The 15,705-nt window shown below is 59.9% G+C and carries 13 protein-coding genes; 11 read left to right on the plus strand and 2 right to left on the minus strand.

From position 1 onward, the window contains the following. The first annotated feature begins 220 nt into the window (after positions 1-220). From rplJ to acs, 5 genes are all read left to right on the plus strand, one after another. Positions 221-742 carry a 50S ribosomal protein L10 gene (gene rplJ / locus C1719_RS04080; protein ID WP_102375916.1) on the plus strand — a complete coding sequence of 174 codons (522 nt, stop codon included), beginning with the start codon at positions 221-223 and terminating at the stop codon, positions 740-742. Positions 743-839: 97 nt separating this feature from the next. Further along, positions 840-1,220, plus strand: a complete 381-nt coding sequence (gene rplL / locus C1719_RS04085; RefSeq protein ID WP_102374015.1) for a 50S ribosomal protein L7/L12 — start codon at positions 840-842, stop codon at positions 1,218-1,220. A gap of 156 nt (positions 1,221-1,376) precedes the next feature. Then, on the plus strand, positions 1,377-2,504 hold the full coding sequence (locus tag C1719_RS04090) for a DUF4013 domain-containing protein (protein ID WP_102374016.1): 1,128 nt from the start codon (positions 1,377-1,379) through the stop codon (positions 2,502-2,504). A gap of 224 nt (positions 2,505-2,728) precedes the next feature. Then, a complete protein-coding gene (locus tag C1719_RS04095) occupies positions 2,729-3,400 on the plus strand; it encodes a hypothetical protein (RefSeq protein ID WP_180963473.1) in 672 nt (223 codons plus the stop codon). A gap of 36 nt (positions 3,401-3,436) precedes the next feature. Further along, positions 3,437-5,428: an acetate--CoA ligase gene (gene acs / locus C1719_RS04100; RefSeq protein WP_102374017.1), complete on the plus strand. Its 1,992-nt coding sequence runs from the start codon at positions 3,437-3,439 to the stop codon at positions 5,426-5,428. Between the two features lie 99 nt (positions 5,429-5,527). Here acs and C1719_RS16325 read toward each other — a convergent pair whose 3' ends face one another. Next, positions 5,528-6,406 (minus strand): MerR family transcriptional regulator, encoded by an 879-nt coding sequence (locus C1719_RS16325; RefSeq protein ID WP_245874342.1) that lies wholly within the window; start codon positions 6,404-6,406, stop codon positions 5,528-5,530. A 354-nt stretch (positions 6,407-6,760) separates the two neighbouring features. Here C1719_RS16325 and C1719_RS04110 point away from each other — a divergent pair, with 354 nt between their 5' ends. Then, positions 6,761-9,370 carry a DEAD/DEAH box helicase gene (locus tag C1719_RS04110; protein WP_102374018.1) on the plus strand — a complete coding sequence of 870 codons (2,610 nt, stop codon included), beginning with the start codon at positions 6,761-6,763 and terminating at the stop codon, positions 9,368-9,370. Positions 9,371-9,425: 55 nt separating this feature from the next. On the opposite strand, the gene C1719_RS04115 is transcribed toward C1719_RS04110, so the two are convergent. Next, a complete protein-coding gene (locus C1719_RS04115) occupies positions 9,426-11,567 on the minus strand; it encodes a HelD family protein (protein WP_245874344.1) in 2,142 nt (713 codons plus the stop codon). A 232-nt stretch (positions 11,568-11,799) separates the two neighbouring features. On the opposite strand from C1719_RS04115, the gene C1719_RS04120 reads away from it, so the two are divergent. The 5 genes from C1719_RS04120 (at position 11,800) to C1719_RS04140 (ending at position 15,699) form a co-directional block, all read left to right on the plus strand. Beyond that, positions 11,800-12,408, plus strand: a complete 609-nt coding sequence (locus C1719_RS04120; RefSeq protein WP_245874346.1) for an RNA polymerase sigma factor — start codon at positions 11,800-11,802, stop codon at positions 12,406-12,408. Further along, positions 12,392-13,285: a hypothetical protein gene (locus C1719_RS04125; RefSeq protein WP_245874347.1), complete on the plus strand. Its 894-nt coding sequence runs from the start codon at positions 12,392-12,394 to the stop codon at positions 13,283-13,285. The genes C1719_RS04120 and C1719_RS04125 overlap by 17 nt, the downstream gene beginning before the upstream one ends. A gap of 71 nt (positions 13,286-13,356) precedes the next feature. After that, on the plus strand, positions 13,357-14,028 hold the full coding sequence (locus C1719_RS04130; RefSeq protein WP_102374019.1) for a hypothetical protein: 672 nt from the start codon (positions 13,357-13,359) through the stop codon (positions 14,026-14,028). Continuing rightward, a complete protein-coding gene (locus C1719_RS04135) occupies positions 14,025-14,798 on the plus strand; it encodes a hypothetical protein (protein ID WP_102374020.1) in 774 nt (257 codons plus the stop codon). The genes C1719_RS04130 and C1719_RS04135 overlap by 4 nt, the downstream gene beginning before the upstream one ends. Before the next feature lie 37 nt (positions 14,799-14,835). Continuing rightward, the gene (locus tag C1719_RS04140; protein ID WP_102374021.1) at positions 14,836-15,699 is read left to right on the plus strand and encodes an ABC transporter ATP-binding protein; all 864 of its coding nucleotides are present in this window, start codon (positions 14,836-14,838) and stop codon (positions 15,697-15,699) included. Positions 15,700-15,705 lie beyond the last annotated feature (6 nt).

The raw sequence follows: 15,705 nt of genomic DNA on the forward strand, positions 1-15,705 counted from the left end.
GGTGCGTTTTTACGCATGGAATGAAAGATTGTTCCGCTGCCCAAGACAGCTGGTACCGAGAGGTTTAATCGCGCGAGCGGCCCGCCGAGGTGGTCTGTAAATTGAGTTTTGCGACCCCTGCTGTCATTGTGCACCAGGGGTCGTTTCTTTTGCATGAAGCTCAAGATTCACCCACGATGAGGGACGGAACGCGAGTTTTATGGAAAAGGAGGTGTACTACATGCCCAATGCACATAACGTTGAAACGCTTGCTAAGATCAAGGACGAGCTTCAGGAGATCAACGCCATGTGGGTCGTCGATTATCGCGGCCTGACGGTGAAGCAGATCCAGGAGCTGCGCAACAGCATCCGCGAGGCGGGCGCGAGCATGAAAGTGTACAAGAACACGCTCATGCATCTTGCGCTCGATGAGCTCGAGCTTCCCAACTTGGATGCGGTTCTCGAGGGTCCGTCGGCTTTCGTGTTCGCAGGCGAAGATCCCGTTGCATCCGCAAAGGCCCTGAAGGATTTTGCGAAAGCCAACAAGGTCCTCGAGATCAAGGGCGGCATGATGGACGGCAAGTTCGTCGATGCTGCGCAGGTGGAAGCCATCGCTTCGCTGCCTTCCCGCGAAGGCCTCATCGCAATGCTGCTCGGCACGATCAGCAACCCGCTCGTGCAGACGGTTCGCGTGCTCAACGCTCCCATGGAGGCGTTCGCTCGTTGCGTCAACCAAATTGCAGAGCAAAAACCCGCAGCGTAAGCGCTGCATGAAGCCGGCTGCGTAATGCGATGCCGGCGTTTGAAAACGTAATGTACATCCGCTTATGCTGTGGATGAAAGAAAAAAGGAGAACTATCATGGCTGTGACCCGTGAAGAGATCGTCGAGGCATTGAAAGAAATGCCCGCCCTGGAACTGTCCGAACTCGTTAAGGAACTCGAAGAGGTCTTCGGCGTTTCCGCTGCCGCCCCGGTTGCCGTGGCTGCTGCTCCTGCTGCTGGCGACGGTGCCGGCGCTGCTGAGGAAAAGACCGACTTCGATGTCGTCCTCGAGGGCTTTGGCGACAACAAGATCGCCGTCATCAAGGTCGTCCGCGAGATCACCGGTCTCGGCCTCAAGGAAGCCAAGGAGCTCGTCGAGAGCGCTCCGAAGGCTGTCCAGGAGGGCGTTGCCAAGGATAAGGCCGAAGAGCTCAAGAAGCAGCTCGAGGATGCCGGCGCTGCTGTTACCCTCAAGTAACAGTCTCCGGTTCGACGCAGCGTTTCAGCTGCGCCGCCGCCTCGGTGTAACCGGTTCTTCATGAACCTAACACCTTGGAAACGAAACGCGGGAGGGAAGCGAGAGCTTCCCTCCTTTGTGTATAGTGGGGGCAATTTCAAGGTAGAAAGGAATCTCATGCAAGTTGGTTATTTTAAAACCGCATGGAGCGATGTCAAAAATTCCAAGGGGTGGTTCGGGAAGATCCTGCTGCTTTCCCTTGTTGCGCTGATTCCCGTGTTCGGGGCCATTGCGGTTGCCGGATATCTGTACGGGTGGGCACGCGATATCGCCTGGGGCATTCATGGGCCGATGCCGAAACGCCTGTTCGGCAACGAGGACGGCAAGCTGTACAGCCGAGGCTTCTTCGTTTTGGTAATAGGCTTCGTCTTTGCATTGCTTCCGTGGGCCATTGAATTGGTCTGGGGCCTCGTCATGGGCTTCAGCTCGTTGACGTTCGGCCATGGGTACAGCTACGGCTACCTTAATGGCGGTACGTTCGTTTTCGGCGGGTTCATGACCCTTATCTTCACGGCTCTGACCATAGCGGCAACATTCGTCGCCCTGCTGTTCCAGTGGGTCGGCTCGATGCGCATGAGCATTTACGGAAGGCTTTCGGCGGGCTTTCAGTTCAACAAGATGTGGGCGATGATCCGGCATGACTTCGGCGGGCTGATGCGCATCTTCGGCATGTGCATTCTTCTTTCAGCCATCATCTCGGTCATTATCTCGATCGTGTTCTTCTTCGTCGTAGCCATCACCGTATTCATCGGAATCGCCGCGACGGGCGGGAATATGAGAGCGGATCATCTGGACGGTACTGTTATCGGGTGGATCATCGCTTTCGGCGGAATCGCCATCGTCGGCATGCTCCTTGCGAGTTACGTATCCGTTGTCGCGTGCCTGTTCGTGGGGACGCTCGTTACGCGCTCCCTCGGCTACTGGACGCGCCAGTTCGATGTTCCCGCCTGGCGCGGACAAGACGATCCGATGCCGTTCGAGCTTCAAGCGGCGGCAGCCCGACAGGCGCAGCAGCCTTACCAGGCTGCAGGTTCGCAGGGATATGGGGGTCCGCAGCCCGGCAGCCAGTACGGCCAGCCGATCTATCAGCAAACGCCACCGCAATCCGCACCGCCGCAGGCGAGCCATGTTCATGCGGGCGCATACCCGCATGGCGCGAATCCGTCGGCAAACGAAACCGCCGCTCCCTCGGAGCCGACGGGCGGCATGTCCGATACGGGCGGCGAATCGGGCATTCCGCGATAGGGTATCCGATCGCATAATCCTCTGTGCAATGAGAAGCGGCTCCGAATTTCGGAGCCGCTTTTTTCCGTTCGCGGATGATTATTTGCCAGTCGTGGACAAAAAACCGCCGTGTTCGTTGACCTTGTAATCGTTGCAACCCCCATGATTGCCTCACACCTTATCCGCTGCAACCCTTCTGATCACGCAAAGGAAAACCGGATGTAAGAAAGCAAAGGAGGCATGTCATGAAAGCGACGAAGCAAGAGATGGAACTGCGGAAACCCCAGAACTCACCGGAGAAGCTCGATGTAGCCGCCCTCAACGCCAACCGCGCAATGGCGACGGCTCCCATCAGCGATCTCCATGGCGAGATGCTCTGGTCGGTTGTGAAAAAGCTCCGCGAACCCGAAATGATTGCCTTCATTGCAGATTCCGAAGTCCGCCGCGCGGCGAAGATTTCGACCATTGCGAAACTCAACGACACCGATCTTCTCATCGCCATCGCCGCAGCCGATGTTCCGGTGTTCGCTCGACGCGATGCCCTTCTGCGCATCGACGAGCTGTGCGACGGAGAGCCCCTTTCGGGGCGCGACATCGACCGTCTCATTCCCTGTCTCTACGTCAAAGATTTGATCGCCTACACGGTCGTCCTCATGGATATGGCCGACTACGACTGGTGCTCGCGCTGCGACGAGCGCGTTGTGAACGCGCTTTGCGCCGCAATGTACGGGTGCCAGAGCATGCACGAATCGGTGCTTCTCGAAGACGCGTTCGCCCACCTGAGCCACATGCGCTCGGATTTGAACAAGAGCCTGCGCGCGTGCAGTCCTGAAAAATTCCTCACCGGAGACACGTACGCTCCGCTTGCCCCGACCGTGATGTATCTCGACCGTTATCCCGTAGACAACGTTGCATAGCCGATCTCCAAGACGAAGAGTAGAAGGGAACCCCTCATGAAGAAGAACACGCGTACCGCCTTTATCAGGCATATGCTCGAAAACGAGCGATCCATCGAGCCTTCTCCGGAATTCAGCTACAAAGCGCTGATCAAGAGCCGCCAGGATTACGACGGCATGTACCAGCGATCCATCGACGACCCCGAGACGTTTTGGGCTCAGATGGCCGAGGAGCATATCGACTGGTTCAAGCCCTGGGATGCCGTCGAGGAATACGATTTCGAATCGGAAAACCCCTACGTCCGCTATTTCCGGGGAGCGGAGCTCAACGTGTCGTACAACTGTCTGGACCGGCATCTGGACGGACCTCGCCGCAACAAGGCGGCGCTCGTCTGGCAAGGCGAGCCGAATGAGGAAGTGGACGTCTACACCTATCAGCGGCTTCATCGCGAGGTGTGCAAAGCCGCCAACATGCTGAAGCGCTTGGGCGTGAAGAAGGGCGATCGCGTGGTGCTGTACCTCCCCATGGTTCCCCAGCTGGCCATCAGCATGCTTGCCTGCGCGCGCATCGGCGCCATTCACTGCGTGGTGTTCAGCGGCCTTTCCGCCGAAGCCTTGAAGGACCGCATCGAGGATTCGGGCGCGAAAGTCGTCATTACGTCGAATTACGGATACCGCTCCGGAAAGATCCTGCACCTCAAAGACATCTGCGACAAAGCGCTCGACATGTGCCCGCAGGTCAAGGCATGCGTCGTTGTTCGGCGCATCGAGAAGCGGACCGACATGAAAGTGGACCGCGATGTGTGGTGGGATGACCAGATGGCCGCGGAGTCTCCGCACTGCGATCCCGAGAACGTCGAGGCGAACGAACCGCTGTTCATCCTCTATACGAGCGGCAGCACGGCGAAGCCCAAGGGAATCCTCCATGGTACAGGCGGATATCTTCTGTACGCGACGCTGACGATGAAGTACGTGTTCGATCTCAAGGAAACCGACATCTATTGGTGCACGGCCGATGCGGGATGGATTACGGGCCATTCGTACTTGGTATACGGGCCGCTTTCCAACGGCGCGACATCGCTCATGTTCGAAGGCGTTCCGAACTATCCGAAGCCCGATCGCTATTGGGATGTTGTTGAGAAGTTCGGCGTGAACATCCTGTATACGGCGCCGACCGCTGTTCGCTCGATGATGAAAGACGGAGAGCAGTGGATCAACGACCATGATATCAGCACGCTGCGCTTGCTCGGATCGGTGGGCGAGCCCATCACCTCGAAAGCGTGGCTGTGGTACTACTCGGCGATCGGCCAGGGCCGATGCCCTATCGCCGACACGTGGTGGCAGACCGAGACCGGCGGTGTCATGATCACGACGATTCCCGGCGCGGTCGATATGAAGCCCGGCTCGGCGGCGCTGCCGTTTTTCGGAATATCCCCGAGGGTCATCGGCTCGGACGGCAACGATACGAAGCCCAACGAGGGCGGAAGCCTGGTTATCTCAAGACCGTGGCCCGGCATGATGCTCGGCGTGTACAACAATCCCGAGGCGTTCAAGAACGTGTACTTCCCGATGCCCGGTTTCTACCTGACCGGTGACGGCGCCTTCCGCGATGAGGACGGGTACTTCTGGATTACGGGTCGCATCGACGACGTCATGAACGTTTCGGGCCACCGCATCGGCACGGCCGAAGTGGAGAGCGCTCTTGTGTCGGTGCTCCAGGTTGCCGAGGCGGCGGTTGTCGGGTATCCGCACCCGGTCAAGGGCGAAGGCATCTACGCCTACGTCACGGTGAAGGAGGGAACGGTTATCAACGACGATCTGCGAGCGGAGCTCTGCAACCACGTCCGTTCGAATATCGGCCCGATCGCAACGCCCGATGTAATTCATTTCGCAAGCGCCCTTCCCAAGACCCGAAGCGGGAAGATCATGCGCCGTATCCTGCGCAAGATCGCCGCGCAGGATACCGAAAACCTGTGCGACATCTCGACTTTGTCCGAACCTTCCGTCGTCAACGACCTCATTCAGGAAACCAAGCGCATGAGCGCTTAACCGCCAGACGGCATCGGGCTTCGGCCCGGTGCCTCGCGGCCGCTTGGCGCAGCGAAAAGCGCAAATCTGCCGATACCGCCCGTGGCATGCGAAACGCTGTCACGGGCGGTAGCCGTTTGCGTTGGAAACGCGGACGGTGCCCGACGCTATGCGTTTACGAGTACCGAGATATGGATGAGGTAGTCTTCCGAGTTTTCCGACATGAGATAGGAGTTCATGTCGAGTTCGTAAATAGGGCCGAGCATTTCGAAGCCCTCCTTCTTTATATAGCGAAAGAGCTTCTCGTACGATCGGGCGACGGTGCTCGTGCCTCCCTGATGCAGAACGACGGCGTAGTTTCCGCGCGGCTTGCGTTCGATTCGGTTGCCGAGGTTGATTTTGTTCTCGGGGGGGAGAAACCCAGGTGACCAGCTTGGTGTAGTAGTACTCTTCGGGTTTGCTCTGGTCGGGGATGTCGATGATGCGGCCGAGGGGGAACTTGGATACGCCCGCCGCAGTGCGGCAGAAATCGGAATGGTCGCTCATGGCCTGCGCGAAGCTCTTCTGCGTGCGCTCGCGCTCGACTTCGGTGGTGATGAACCAGATCTCGTCCCAATAGGACAGACGCGGCTTGTCTTTGGGGAAGAGAAGCGCCCGCTGGGTGATGTAGCGCATCTTCTCCATCATGCCGATGCGCGCATCGATGATATCGCGCTGTCGCATCATCTTTTCGATGCTGTCCTGCGCATTATCGAGGAACAGCTCGGTCGATCGGTTGTCGAGGTACTCCTTGATTTCCTTCATGGACATGCCTGTGTCGAGGAAGAAGCGGATGACATCGAACATGTAGAGCTGCTTGAGCGAGTAGTATCGATAGCCGTTATCCCTGACTTCCTTCGGCTTGAGCAAGCCGATTTTGTCGTAGTGGATGAGCAGCTCTCTGCTGACATTGCACATCTGGGCAAACTCTCCTGACGAGAGCAGCAGCGAATCCTGCATTCAGACCCCCTTTCGCAGCCGAGCGCTCGATCGTCGAGCTGCCGTGGGAGCCGTCGGTTTCGCTGCGGTTGAAGCGATATCGGCGGAACGAAACGAGCTCGTGCGGGCAGATGCGCTTGGCAGTGGCACCATCCATCGATACTACTCCAATATTGCAATGTCTTACCTGATAAAACGGGAAGCGATGCAAAACAGCCTGCCAGCGACACTTGGAAGCGGAACGATACGTCGCATTTGCGCTCCGAGCTGCCGGATTGTTGCGCTATCATGTAAGCGGCGTTTCCGGGAATGCAGACTGATCTGCGGGCTTCGGGGCGCAATGCACGTTCTCGAACTTTCGGAGGCCTCGTTTACATGGCGGTTGATACGGCGGATACGCAAGACGGTTTCGCAGACGGTGGCCAGGGCGCCTTCTCTTTCGGATCGCTTGGACGGCTTGCGCCTGGTTGGTGGGAGCCTGCGGACGGCGCAGAGCCAGATCCTTGGCTTTCTTCGGAAGAGGCGCTCGATCGCTTTCTCGACTGGACGGCTTCGCGTGGCATAGAGCTGTGGCCCCATCAGGAAGAGGCGCTCATGGGGCTTATGATGGGCGACCATGTGATCCTCGGCACGCCGACGGGTTCGGGAAAGTCGCTTGTAGCGCTCGGCATGCACTTCATGGCGTTGGCGACAGGTCGCCGCGCTTATTATACGGCTCCCATAAAGGCGCTCGTCAGCGAGAAGTTCTTCGACCTGGTCGATATCCTCGGTCGGGAAAACGTGGGCATGATCACGGGAGATGCGCATATCAACACCGACGCTCCCGTCATCTGCTGCACAGCCGAGATCCTCGCCAACCAGGCGTTGCGAGAAGGGGAGAGCGCCGATGTGGGTTGCGTGGCGATGGATGAATTCCACTATTACGGAGATTACGACCGTGGGTGGGCGTGGCAAGTGCCGCTGCTCATGCTCCCGAAGGCGCAGTTCCTGCTCATGAGCGCAACGCTCGGGGATGTGACCGAGATCGCCGCATCCCTCGAAGCCCGAACAGGTACCGATGTCGATGTTGTGGCCGACGCGGCGCGCCCCGTTCCGCTTGCCTACGAGTATTCGGAGATGCCGCTTGAGGGAACGGTCGAGCTTGCGTTGCGCAACGGCGAGGCGCCTTTGTATCTTGTTCACTTTTCCCAGGATGCGGCGCTCTCCACCGCCCAAGCGCTTTCGAGCTTCGGTGCGGCCACCAAGGAGCAGCGCGAGCTCATCAAAGATGCAGTCTCGGGTACGCGCTTTTCCACTGCGTTCGGCAAAACGCTCAAGCGGTTGCTGGCGAGCGGTGTGGGCGTGCATCACGCGGGCATGCTCCCGCGCTATCGCTTGCTGGTGGAAAAGCTCGCCCAGCAGGGGTTGCTTCCCGTTATCTGCGGAACCGACACGCTCGGTGTGGGCATCAACGTGCCCATCCATACCGTTGTGCTGACGGCGCTAACCAAGTTCGACGGCCACAAAATGCGACGGCTGCGCGCCCGTGAGTTCCATCAGATAGTGGGTCGGGCCGGACGCTCGGGTTTCGATACCGAGGGGCTTGTGGTGGCCGAAGCGCCCGAGCACGATATCGAAAACGCCCGTGCGGTCACGAAAGCCGGGGGAGACCCGAAGAAGCTTCGGAAAATCAAACGCAAGAAGCCGCCCGAGGGATTCGTGTCGTGGAACAAGCAGACGTTCGAGCGCCTCATCGAATCGGTGCCCGAGACGCTTAAGCCGCGTATGCGGATAACCCATTCGATGGTTCTTTCCCTCGTTGCGCAAGGAGGCGATGCGTGGAGCCGCGTCCATCGCCTCATCGGGGATTCGGCTCAAACCGACGAGGAGAAGGCGGCGCTCTCGGCGCGTGCCGACGAGATATTCGATACGCTGATCTCGGCCGACGTTGTGGTGCGCGAAGAGGGGGAAGACGGGAGCGTCGAGTATTTCACCACGGTTGATCTTCCTGAGGATTTTGCGCTCGACCAGCCCCTTTCGCCGTTTTTGCTTGCGGCTTTGGAGCTGCTCGATCCTGAGAGCGACACCTATGCATTCGATGTCATATCCATGGCGGAGGCGACGCTCGAGGACCCGCGACAGGTGCTGCGCGCCCAGGAGCGGCAGGCGAGAGACAAGGCCATGGCGGAGATGAAGGCCGACGGCGTCGAGTACGAGGAGAGGTTGGAGAAGCTCGCCGACATCACGTATCCCAAGCCGCTTGAAGACATGCTTGCGGCTGCGTTCGATCGGTACTGCACCGATGTGCCGTGGGCGCGCGATTTCGAGCTGGCACCGAAATCGGTGCTGCGCGACATGCTGGAGACCGCATCCGATTTCAAGGGCTACGTTGGCCGCTACAACATCGCCCGCTCCGAAGGCACGCTTCTGCGCTATCTATCCGATGCTTATCGCGTGCTCGACCGGACGGTTCCCGCCGACAAGCGCGACGAGCAACTGCAAGATGTCATCGCATGGCTCGCTTTCGTCGTTCGCTCGGTTGATTCGAGCCTGGTTGACGAATGGGAGAGCGCAGGCACGGCGCTCGATGCCGCTCCGCCCGTGCCGACCGATCAGGTGGTGCAGGATCGCAGGGGCCTCACCGTGCTGGTACGCAACGCGTTGTTTCTGCGCGTGCGCCTTGCCGCGCAGGGCCGTGCGGGAGAGCTCGGAAGGCTCGACCAGCTTTGGGGGTGCGGCGAGCCGCGTTGGCAAAGCGCGCTCGATGCATTTCACGAGGCGCATGAAGAGATCTTGCTCGACGCCGACGCGCGTTCTTCGGCATATCTCGTCATCGACGAGTCGGACGAGAAGAGCGAGCATGTATGGCATGTGCGCCAGATATTCAGCGATTCGGATGGCGATCGCGATTTCGCGATCGCAGCCGATGTCGACCTGGACGCCACGCAGGAGGAGAGCGAAGCGGTGTTCAAGAACTACCGCGTGGGGTTCGCCGAGGAACTGTGAGGAGATTGGCCTTGATCTGCATTTTCATACCGGCTCCCGCAAAGCATTTGCGATGTCACTCCCGATTCGTCTGCAGCAGCGGCGTGAGCTTTCCGTTCGAAAGGATGGTAAGCTTGCTCGTTGCGCGCGAGATGGCGGTGTATAAACGCCGCCGCGAAAGCGCATCGTCGGGAAATATCCTGGCTGTTGCGTTCGGTATGATGACCTGGTCGAACTCGAGGCCTTTTGCGAGTTCGAGGGTGATGAGCGTCACGCCGCTTGCCGGTAGCGTCGCGTCGCGGCTGACAAGCGGGGGAGCTTCGGTGCCGAGCATGGCCTGAATTCGCTTCGCCTCGTTTCTCCAGGGCACGATCACGGCTGTCAGGCCACCAGTCTGCTGCGCTTCTTCGATAACGCGGCGCAGCTCGGTTTCGTAGCTCCCCTCATCAAAACATTCGATGATCATGGGTTTCTCGTCTGTCCGTTGAACCGATGAGATGCGCAGGCGCTCCTTGTCGGAAAGCAGGCTTGCGAACAGCTCGGTGATTTCGGGCGTTGAACGGTAGCTTGTGAGCAGCTGGCATTCGCTTACCGCTTTGCCGGCTGCGGCGAAGACCGAGCGGACTTCGCCAAACGACGCGGTGCCCGCTTCGATGGCTTGGTTCGGGTCGCCGAGAAGAAGGAAATTAGCCCTCCTGAAATAGCGGGCGAGCACGGCGAGCTGCGCGGCGGTGTAATCCTGAACTTCATCGATCATCACGTATTTCGCTTGCGGGTTGCCGAGACCGGTAAGCGCCATCTTGAGATAAAGCCATTCGACCGACGAAAGGCCCTGCGAGCCGAGAATCCTCGCGCCGATGCGGTCGATGTCGAGCCATGCATCGCGTTCGACGGACTCGAATGCCGATGCATGGCGATCGTTCAGGTAGCGAAGGGCCAACTCGCGAGCCTCCTGATCATCCTGGGGATCGATCGTCTCATGGAATATGCGCAGCTGCTCTTCGGTTGAGAGGATCGACATTTCGTCTTGGACGGCTTCGGTTCCGGCCATCTGCGCAAGGCGACTTCGCAACCGTTCGTCGAGGTCTTCCCGTATGAGTGCAACAAGGTGCGGACCCGCGGGTATATGCCGATATTTCGCTGCGATCTTGCGAATTTGGTCGGCTGAGACAAGACGGGTTCCCGCGCATTGGACGTCTCGGAAATCGGCGTGGTCGAATTCGAATGAGCCGATGGCATCATCGATGCGTTTCAATGCGTCGAGCGGGACGTCTCCGCTGCCGCTTCCCCGATCGCCCGGCAGCAAGGTACGGGCGAATTCCTCCCAGGTGAGAGTTTCGGGGTTGCTCTCGCCGAGGTCGGGCAGGACGTTGTCGATGTAGTGACGGAAGACGGGATTCGGCGTGATGAGAAACACCTCGCTTGGATCGAGGCTGCCGCGCTGTCGGTAGAACAGGTAGGCGATGCGCTGCAGAAGGACCGAGGTTTTCCCGCTTCCGGCGATTCCGCTTACCAAAAGGGCCGGTACGTCGTCGTGTCGGATGACGAGGTTCTGCTCCTTCTGTATCGTCGCGGTTATCGCCTGCATCTGGGAGGTTCGCTGTTTCGAGAGGGAGGCGAGCAGAAGCGAATCCTGGATGGCTACGGTTGTGTCGAAGTAGGCGTTGAGTACGCTTTTGTCGATGTCGAATTGGCGGCGCAGCTTGAGATCGGTTTCGATCGTGCGTCCGTCGGCGCGATACGAGGTGCGCCCGTTGTCTTGGTTGTAGTAGACCTCTGCCACGGGCGAACGCCAATCGACGATGAGGCGACGATACGATTCGTCCGATATGCCCGCGTTGCCGATGTAGAGCTCTTTGGGCTCTTCATCGGGCTTGAATTGCAGAACCACTTTCGCGAAGTACGGCTGCCTCAGCAAAAGCCGAATCTTGGCGAGCTTTTCCGCGTCGGCATCTTGAGCCAGGTTGTAGCTGTCGATCACACGGTTCATCGCAGCGAAGTCCGCATAGGTTTCCATCGCGTCGGCGTAGGTTGCGAAGTTCGGCGAGAGTTCTTCGGACATGGAGCTTTTGGCCGAAGCTGCCTCCTCGTCGGTCTTTTTCATTTGCGAAACCAGATGGCCGCACATGGCTTCGAGTGTTGCATATGTTTCGGTGAGGCGCTGTTGTTCCTGCTCGAATACAGGGTCTGTGCTTTTGTTGTCAGAATCGGGGTGCACGAATTCTCCTATGCGTATGCTTTGCGTTTGGCTGAAAAAAGTATGGTGTGCATTGTACAGGATTAGCGTTCTCAAAGGCTTTCTGTAGCTGTTTTGTGGCGGAGATTTCGAATCAAGGACGCAGTCCGGCGGGTTTTTGGCGGCAGGGGCTCGTTGGCTTTGGATTTTGGCGCAAAAGAAAAATCGAAAAATCGCGAACCATGCGCCGGGCGGATGCTACTAAGGTATGTACGTGGCGGATTGCGAAGCGATGTCGAAGATGGTGAACGTGAGCGAAATCGATACAGAGGAAGATCGGATGCGGGCGGCTCTTGCGCGCGTTTCACGTGGTGACGAGACGGCACTTGAAGAGCTGTATCGAGCCTATGCCCCCGCTGTGTTCGCGTTCTCGCTTTCTCGCGCGCCGAACCGGGAGATTGCGGAAGAGGTTGCCGCCGATGCATGGCTTGGCTGTTGGCGTTCGGCTCGGTCGTTTCGCGGAGACAGCAGGGTCCTCACCTGGCTTCTCGGCATCGCGAAGCGTCAGGTTTACGCGCATACGCGCCGCAAGCGCTTGGTCGAGGTTCCGCTTGACGATTCGGTTTGCGAGATTCCCGGCGACGAGGAAGACGCCCTCGACCGCATTGCGGGCGAGACGAGCGTGGCGGAAATGCTTGCCGCCCTCGATGCTCTGCCGGCAGAGCTTTCCGAAACGGCGCGGCTTGCCTGGCTGCATGAGCTTCCCTATTCGGAAATCGCCGCGGTGACCGAAGTGCCGACGGGTACGGTGAAATCGCGCATATCCCGTGCGCGCCGTTTACTGAAAGAGATCCTTGGAGGTGGCCATGAAAAAAGACGATGACGAAAGGCGTTTCCCGTTGATTCCGGATGCCGGTTTCGGCGAGGCTCGGTTGGGCGCGGGCGAGACCGGGCCGTCGGTGGGTGAATTTCCTTCCGATCGATCATCGTTGCGCGCGGCGCTCTTGCAGCAGGAAATCGAGTGCGCATCCGGTCTGCCTGCCTTCTCAAGCGTTGCGGCCCGCATCGACGCGCAGCCCTCTGCGCTGAACGCGCCGCGTTGGCCCGCCGGCAAAAGCCTGCGAATCGCAGGCTCTCTCGCCGTATCCCAGCTCGGGGTTATTCCGCGCGTTGTTATCCCCTCGGCCGTCGCCGTGGCCTGCGTCGCCGTCTGGCTTGCTTGCTTCGCGCCTCTTTTGCCGGATGCCGTAGATCCGTCATGGCTGTTTTCCGCGCTGCTGTTGTTCGGGGTTGCGATAACCGTGACGCTTGCCCTCTCCGCCGATCGGGCCGATGTCCTTTTGCTGGCTACGCCGTTGGGGCCGCAAGCCGTTATGCTCGCCCGCTTGGCAGCCGTGCTTTTCGTCGATGCCGTTGCGGGAATCGCGGCGTCGGCGGCGTTTGCGTTCTGGGGGGCGTCTGTCGATTTCGGGGGCGTCGTCGTGTCGTGGCTTGCACCCCTCGCCGCCGTTGCGGGTATCGCTTCGTTCGTTACCGTATGGACGGGAGCTTCTTGGGCCGGGGCGATCGTGGCTGCGGCTCTTGTTCCGGCGTTTGCGCCGGTTGCCCACGGCGCCGACGCGGCTGGTGTCGTGGCTCTGATCGGCTCCATGCAAGGAGCGCTTGGCCCCGGAGGCATCGCTGCGATCGGCGTGGCCGTTCTTGCCGCGGTCGTCTGTTCGGCTCGGCGGGCGCAGCTCGCTCGATTGCAGCTTTCGTGAACCGATCGTTGAGAGCGCGCTACTAACCGCAGAGAAGATCGGAATTGGTTTTGATATTTCAGGAGGATGGTATGGACTCGATTGCCGCGTCGGCGGGTTGCTTGTCTTTTCGGCTGTCATTGGCGCTTTTCGGCACGCAGATACGCCGCTTCGGCGCGGTGGCGGTGCTTGTTCCCGTAGCCGCCGGTGCGATCCTGGCCGGGATCGGAGCTGCGTGGCTGTACGGTGCGGGGAGGACGCCCGCCCTGTTGGCTATGATGGCGTTTACTGAGCTGTATCCGGTTGCGGTCGGCATGTGCGCGGTGTCGGTTCTTGCGGGGGACTCTCTTGTCGAGGTGCAGGGATCGACGCCGGTTGGCTTTCGCTCGGTTCAGACGGTACGCCTTGTCGTTGTGCTGATCGGAGGATTTCTCGGGGCCATTGCGATGTTCGCCCCGCTTCATCTGCTCGGCATCTATCCTCGCGATACCGGCTGGGCAAGCTTTCTTTTCCCCGCTGGCGGCGCGGCGGTTATGGCCTTTCTCGCGTATTCGGCGGTATCGCTTTCCGGAGCAGCGGCAACGGCGAGCCTCGCCGTTGCCGCCGCCTGGTTGTTTCTCGCGCTCATCTGGGATCCGAACATGGTGTCGCTCGCTTCGCAGCGCGGCATCCCTCTGCTTGCCGCCTGTGCTGCGTGCTCGTTCGCGTGGCGATCTTTGGGCAACGTGGAGCGGGCGTTGCTGAAAGCGAGGGATGCGCAATGAGCTTTCTCGGCCTTGCGCTGATTCACGCGCGCATTGCGGGGCGCCAGCGCGCGCTCTGGGTTGTGTCGATCCTTTTGACGGTTCTCGCGGCGACGCTCAATGTGAATACGGGGCTCGCCTTCGAGACGGACGATGTTGCCGATCTTGCGTTTCTGGCGCAGCTTCTTGCCTTGCTGCCGCCCATTGCGTACGCAGCCGCGTTCACCGATCTGGTTTCAGCGCCCGCGCGCCTCGGCATTGCGGAGGTCGAGGCGTCTTCGCCGACGTCTCCCGCTATGCTCGCGGTTGCACGGGTTATCGGTTCGCTGCTCGTGGTTGCCCTTCCTTCTGCCCTCGTGCTGCTGTTCTGCGGGTTTGCTCAGACGGCTCACGGCAATCAGTGGGCGGTGCTGCAGGCGGTGTCCTTGTTTGCCTTCGTCACGGCGCCCGGAGCCTTGCTGGCGATGTCCCTCTCTTCGCTTGCGGGCACGGTTTTGCCGAGGGCGATCGCGCGCATAGCGGCGGTCGCCGCCTGGTGCGTGGCGATAGGGCTTACTACGTTTGTTCCGACGCCCGAGCCTGGGGGAGGGTTCAAGATCCATCTGGCTTCCGATGCCGTGTGCCAGGCGTTTTTCGGCTGCAGCCCCCTGATGGACCAAGCATCGGCCAACGTTGCGGCAAGCGCGCCGATCGAGGCGGTCGTTGCGTTGGCGGCGAAGCTGGCGATTGCGATAGCGCTCCTTTTGCTTGCGGGCGCTCTATCGCGAAGCCGGGCGTATCGACGCGGATAGCGCTTTTACTGCATGGAATCGAATCGGAAGGATCAGCATGTTCATTACGGTGGATCACCTCGGAAAAGATTTTCGGAAGAAGCCGGGCGCCCTTGAGGACCTGACGCTCGATCTTCCTTCGGGCATGATCGGACTCATCGGTCCCAACGGCGCCGGCAAGACGACGCTCATGCGCATTCTTTGCGGCGTCGTGAGTCCGACGCGCGGGCGCGTTTTGGTGGATGGGTGCGATATGGCCGAATCCCGCACGCGGCGGGCTCTCAAAAAGACCCTCGGGTACCTGCCTCAAGACATCGAGCCCTACCCGAACCTCACGCCTCTAGAGTTTCTCGATTACGTTGGCATTCTCAAGGGGATGGATGACGGGCGAGTCCGCCGCCGTCAGGCCGACGAGCTTATCGAGCGCGTGGGTTTGGGAGATGTGCGACGGCGGAGGATCGGCGGTTTCTCGGGGGGAATGAAGCGCCGCGTGGGGATCGCCCAGGCGCTCATGGGCGATCCCCGACTGCTGATCGTCGATGAACCGACGGCGGGCCTCGATCCCGAAGAGCGCATGCGCTTCAGGACGCTCATCGCCACGCTTGGCAGTGATCGCACGGTGATTCTATCCACCCATATTCTCGACGATGTGGCTCAAACCTGTCCGTACGTGTGCGTGTTGCGCGCCGGGCGGCTTCGCTTCGAAGGTGCGACTGCGGGACTCATCGAAGAAGCCCGAGGCCGCACCTGGCTGACGCCTCCGCTTGCGGTGCCGCCCGCAGATGCGGTCATCGTGAACGCTGCGGCTTCGCCGCAGGGGACGTGCTATCGCATCGTATCCGATGGCGCGCCCGAGGGCGCAGTGCCCGTTGAGCCGACGCTCGAGGACGGCTACATGGCGCTTGCCACGGGTACGAGATAAGGCGGT

This window comes from Raoultibacter massiliensis, assembly GCF_900199545.1.
Classification (GTDB): domain Bacteria; phylum Actinomycetota; class Coriobacteriia; order Coriobacteriales; family Eggerthellaceae; genus Raoultibacter; species Raoultibacter massiliensis.

Coding starts and splice junctions, on each gene's coding strand:
- C1719_RS04095 (WP_180963473.1), top strand. CDS start 2,729: ATGAAAGCGACGAAGCAAGAGATGGAACTGCGGAAACCCCAGAACTCA.
- C1719_RS04130 (WP_102374019.1), top strand. CDS start 13,357: ATGGACTCGATTGCCGCGTCGGCGGGTTGCTTGTCTTTTCGGCTGTCA.
- C1719_RS04140 (WP_102374021.1), top strand. CDS start 14,836: ATGTTCATTACGGTGGATCACCTCGGAAAAGATTTTCGGAAGAAGCCG.
- C1719_RS04125 (WP_245874347.1), top strand. CDS start 12,392: ATGAAAAAAGACGATGACGAAAGGCGTTTCCCGTTGATTCCGGATGCC.
- acs (WP_102374017.1), top strand. CDS start 3,437: ATGAAGAAGAACACGCGTACCGCCTTTATCAGGCATATGCTCGAAAAC.
- C1719_RS04090 (WP_102374016.1), top strand. CDS start 1,377: ATGCAAGTTGGTTATTTTAAAACCGCATGGAGCGATGTCAAAAATTCC.
- rplJ (WP_102375916.1), top strand. CDS start 221: ATGCCCAATGCACATAACGTTGAAACGCTTGCTAAGATCAAGGACGAG.
- rplL (WP_102374015.1), top strand. CDS start 840: ATGGCTGTGACCCGTGAAGAGATCGTCGAGGCATTGAAAGAAATGCCC.
- C1719_RS16325 (WP_245874342.1), bottom strand. CDS start 6,406: ATGCAGGATTCGCTGCTGCTCTCGTCAGGAGAGTTTGCCCAGATGTGC.
- C1719_RS04135 (WP_102374020.1), top strand. CDS start 14,025: ATGAGCTTTCTCGGCCTTGCGCTGATTCACGCGCGCATTGCGGGGCGC.
- C1719_RS04110 (WP_102374018.1), top strand. CDS start 6,761: ATGGCGGTTGATACGGCGGATACGCAAGACGGTTTCGCAGACGGTGGC.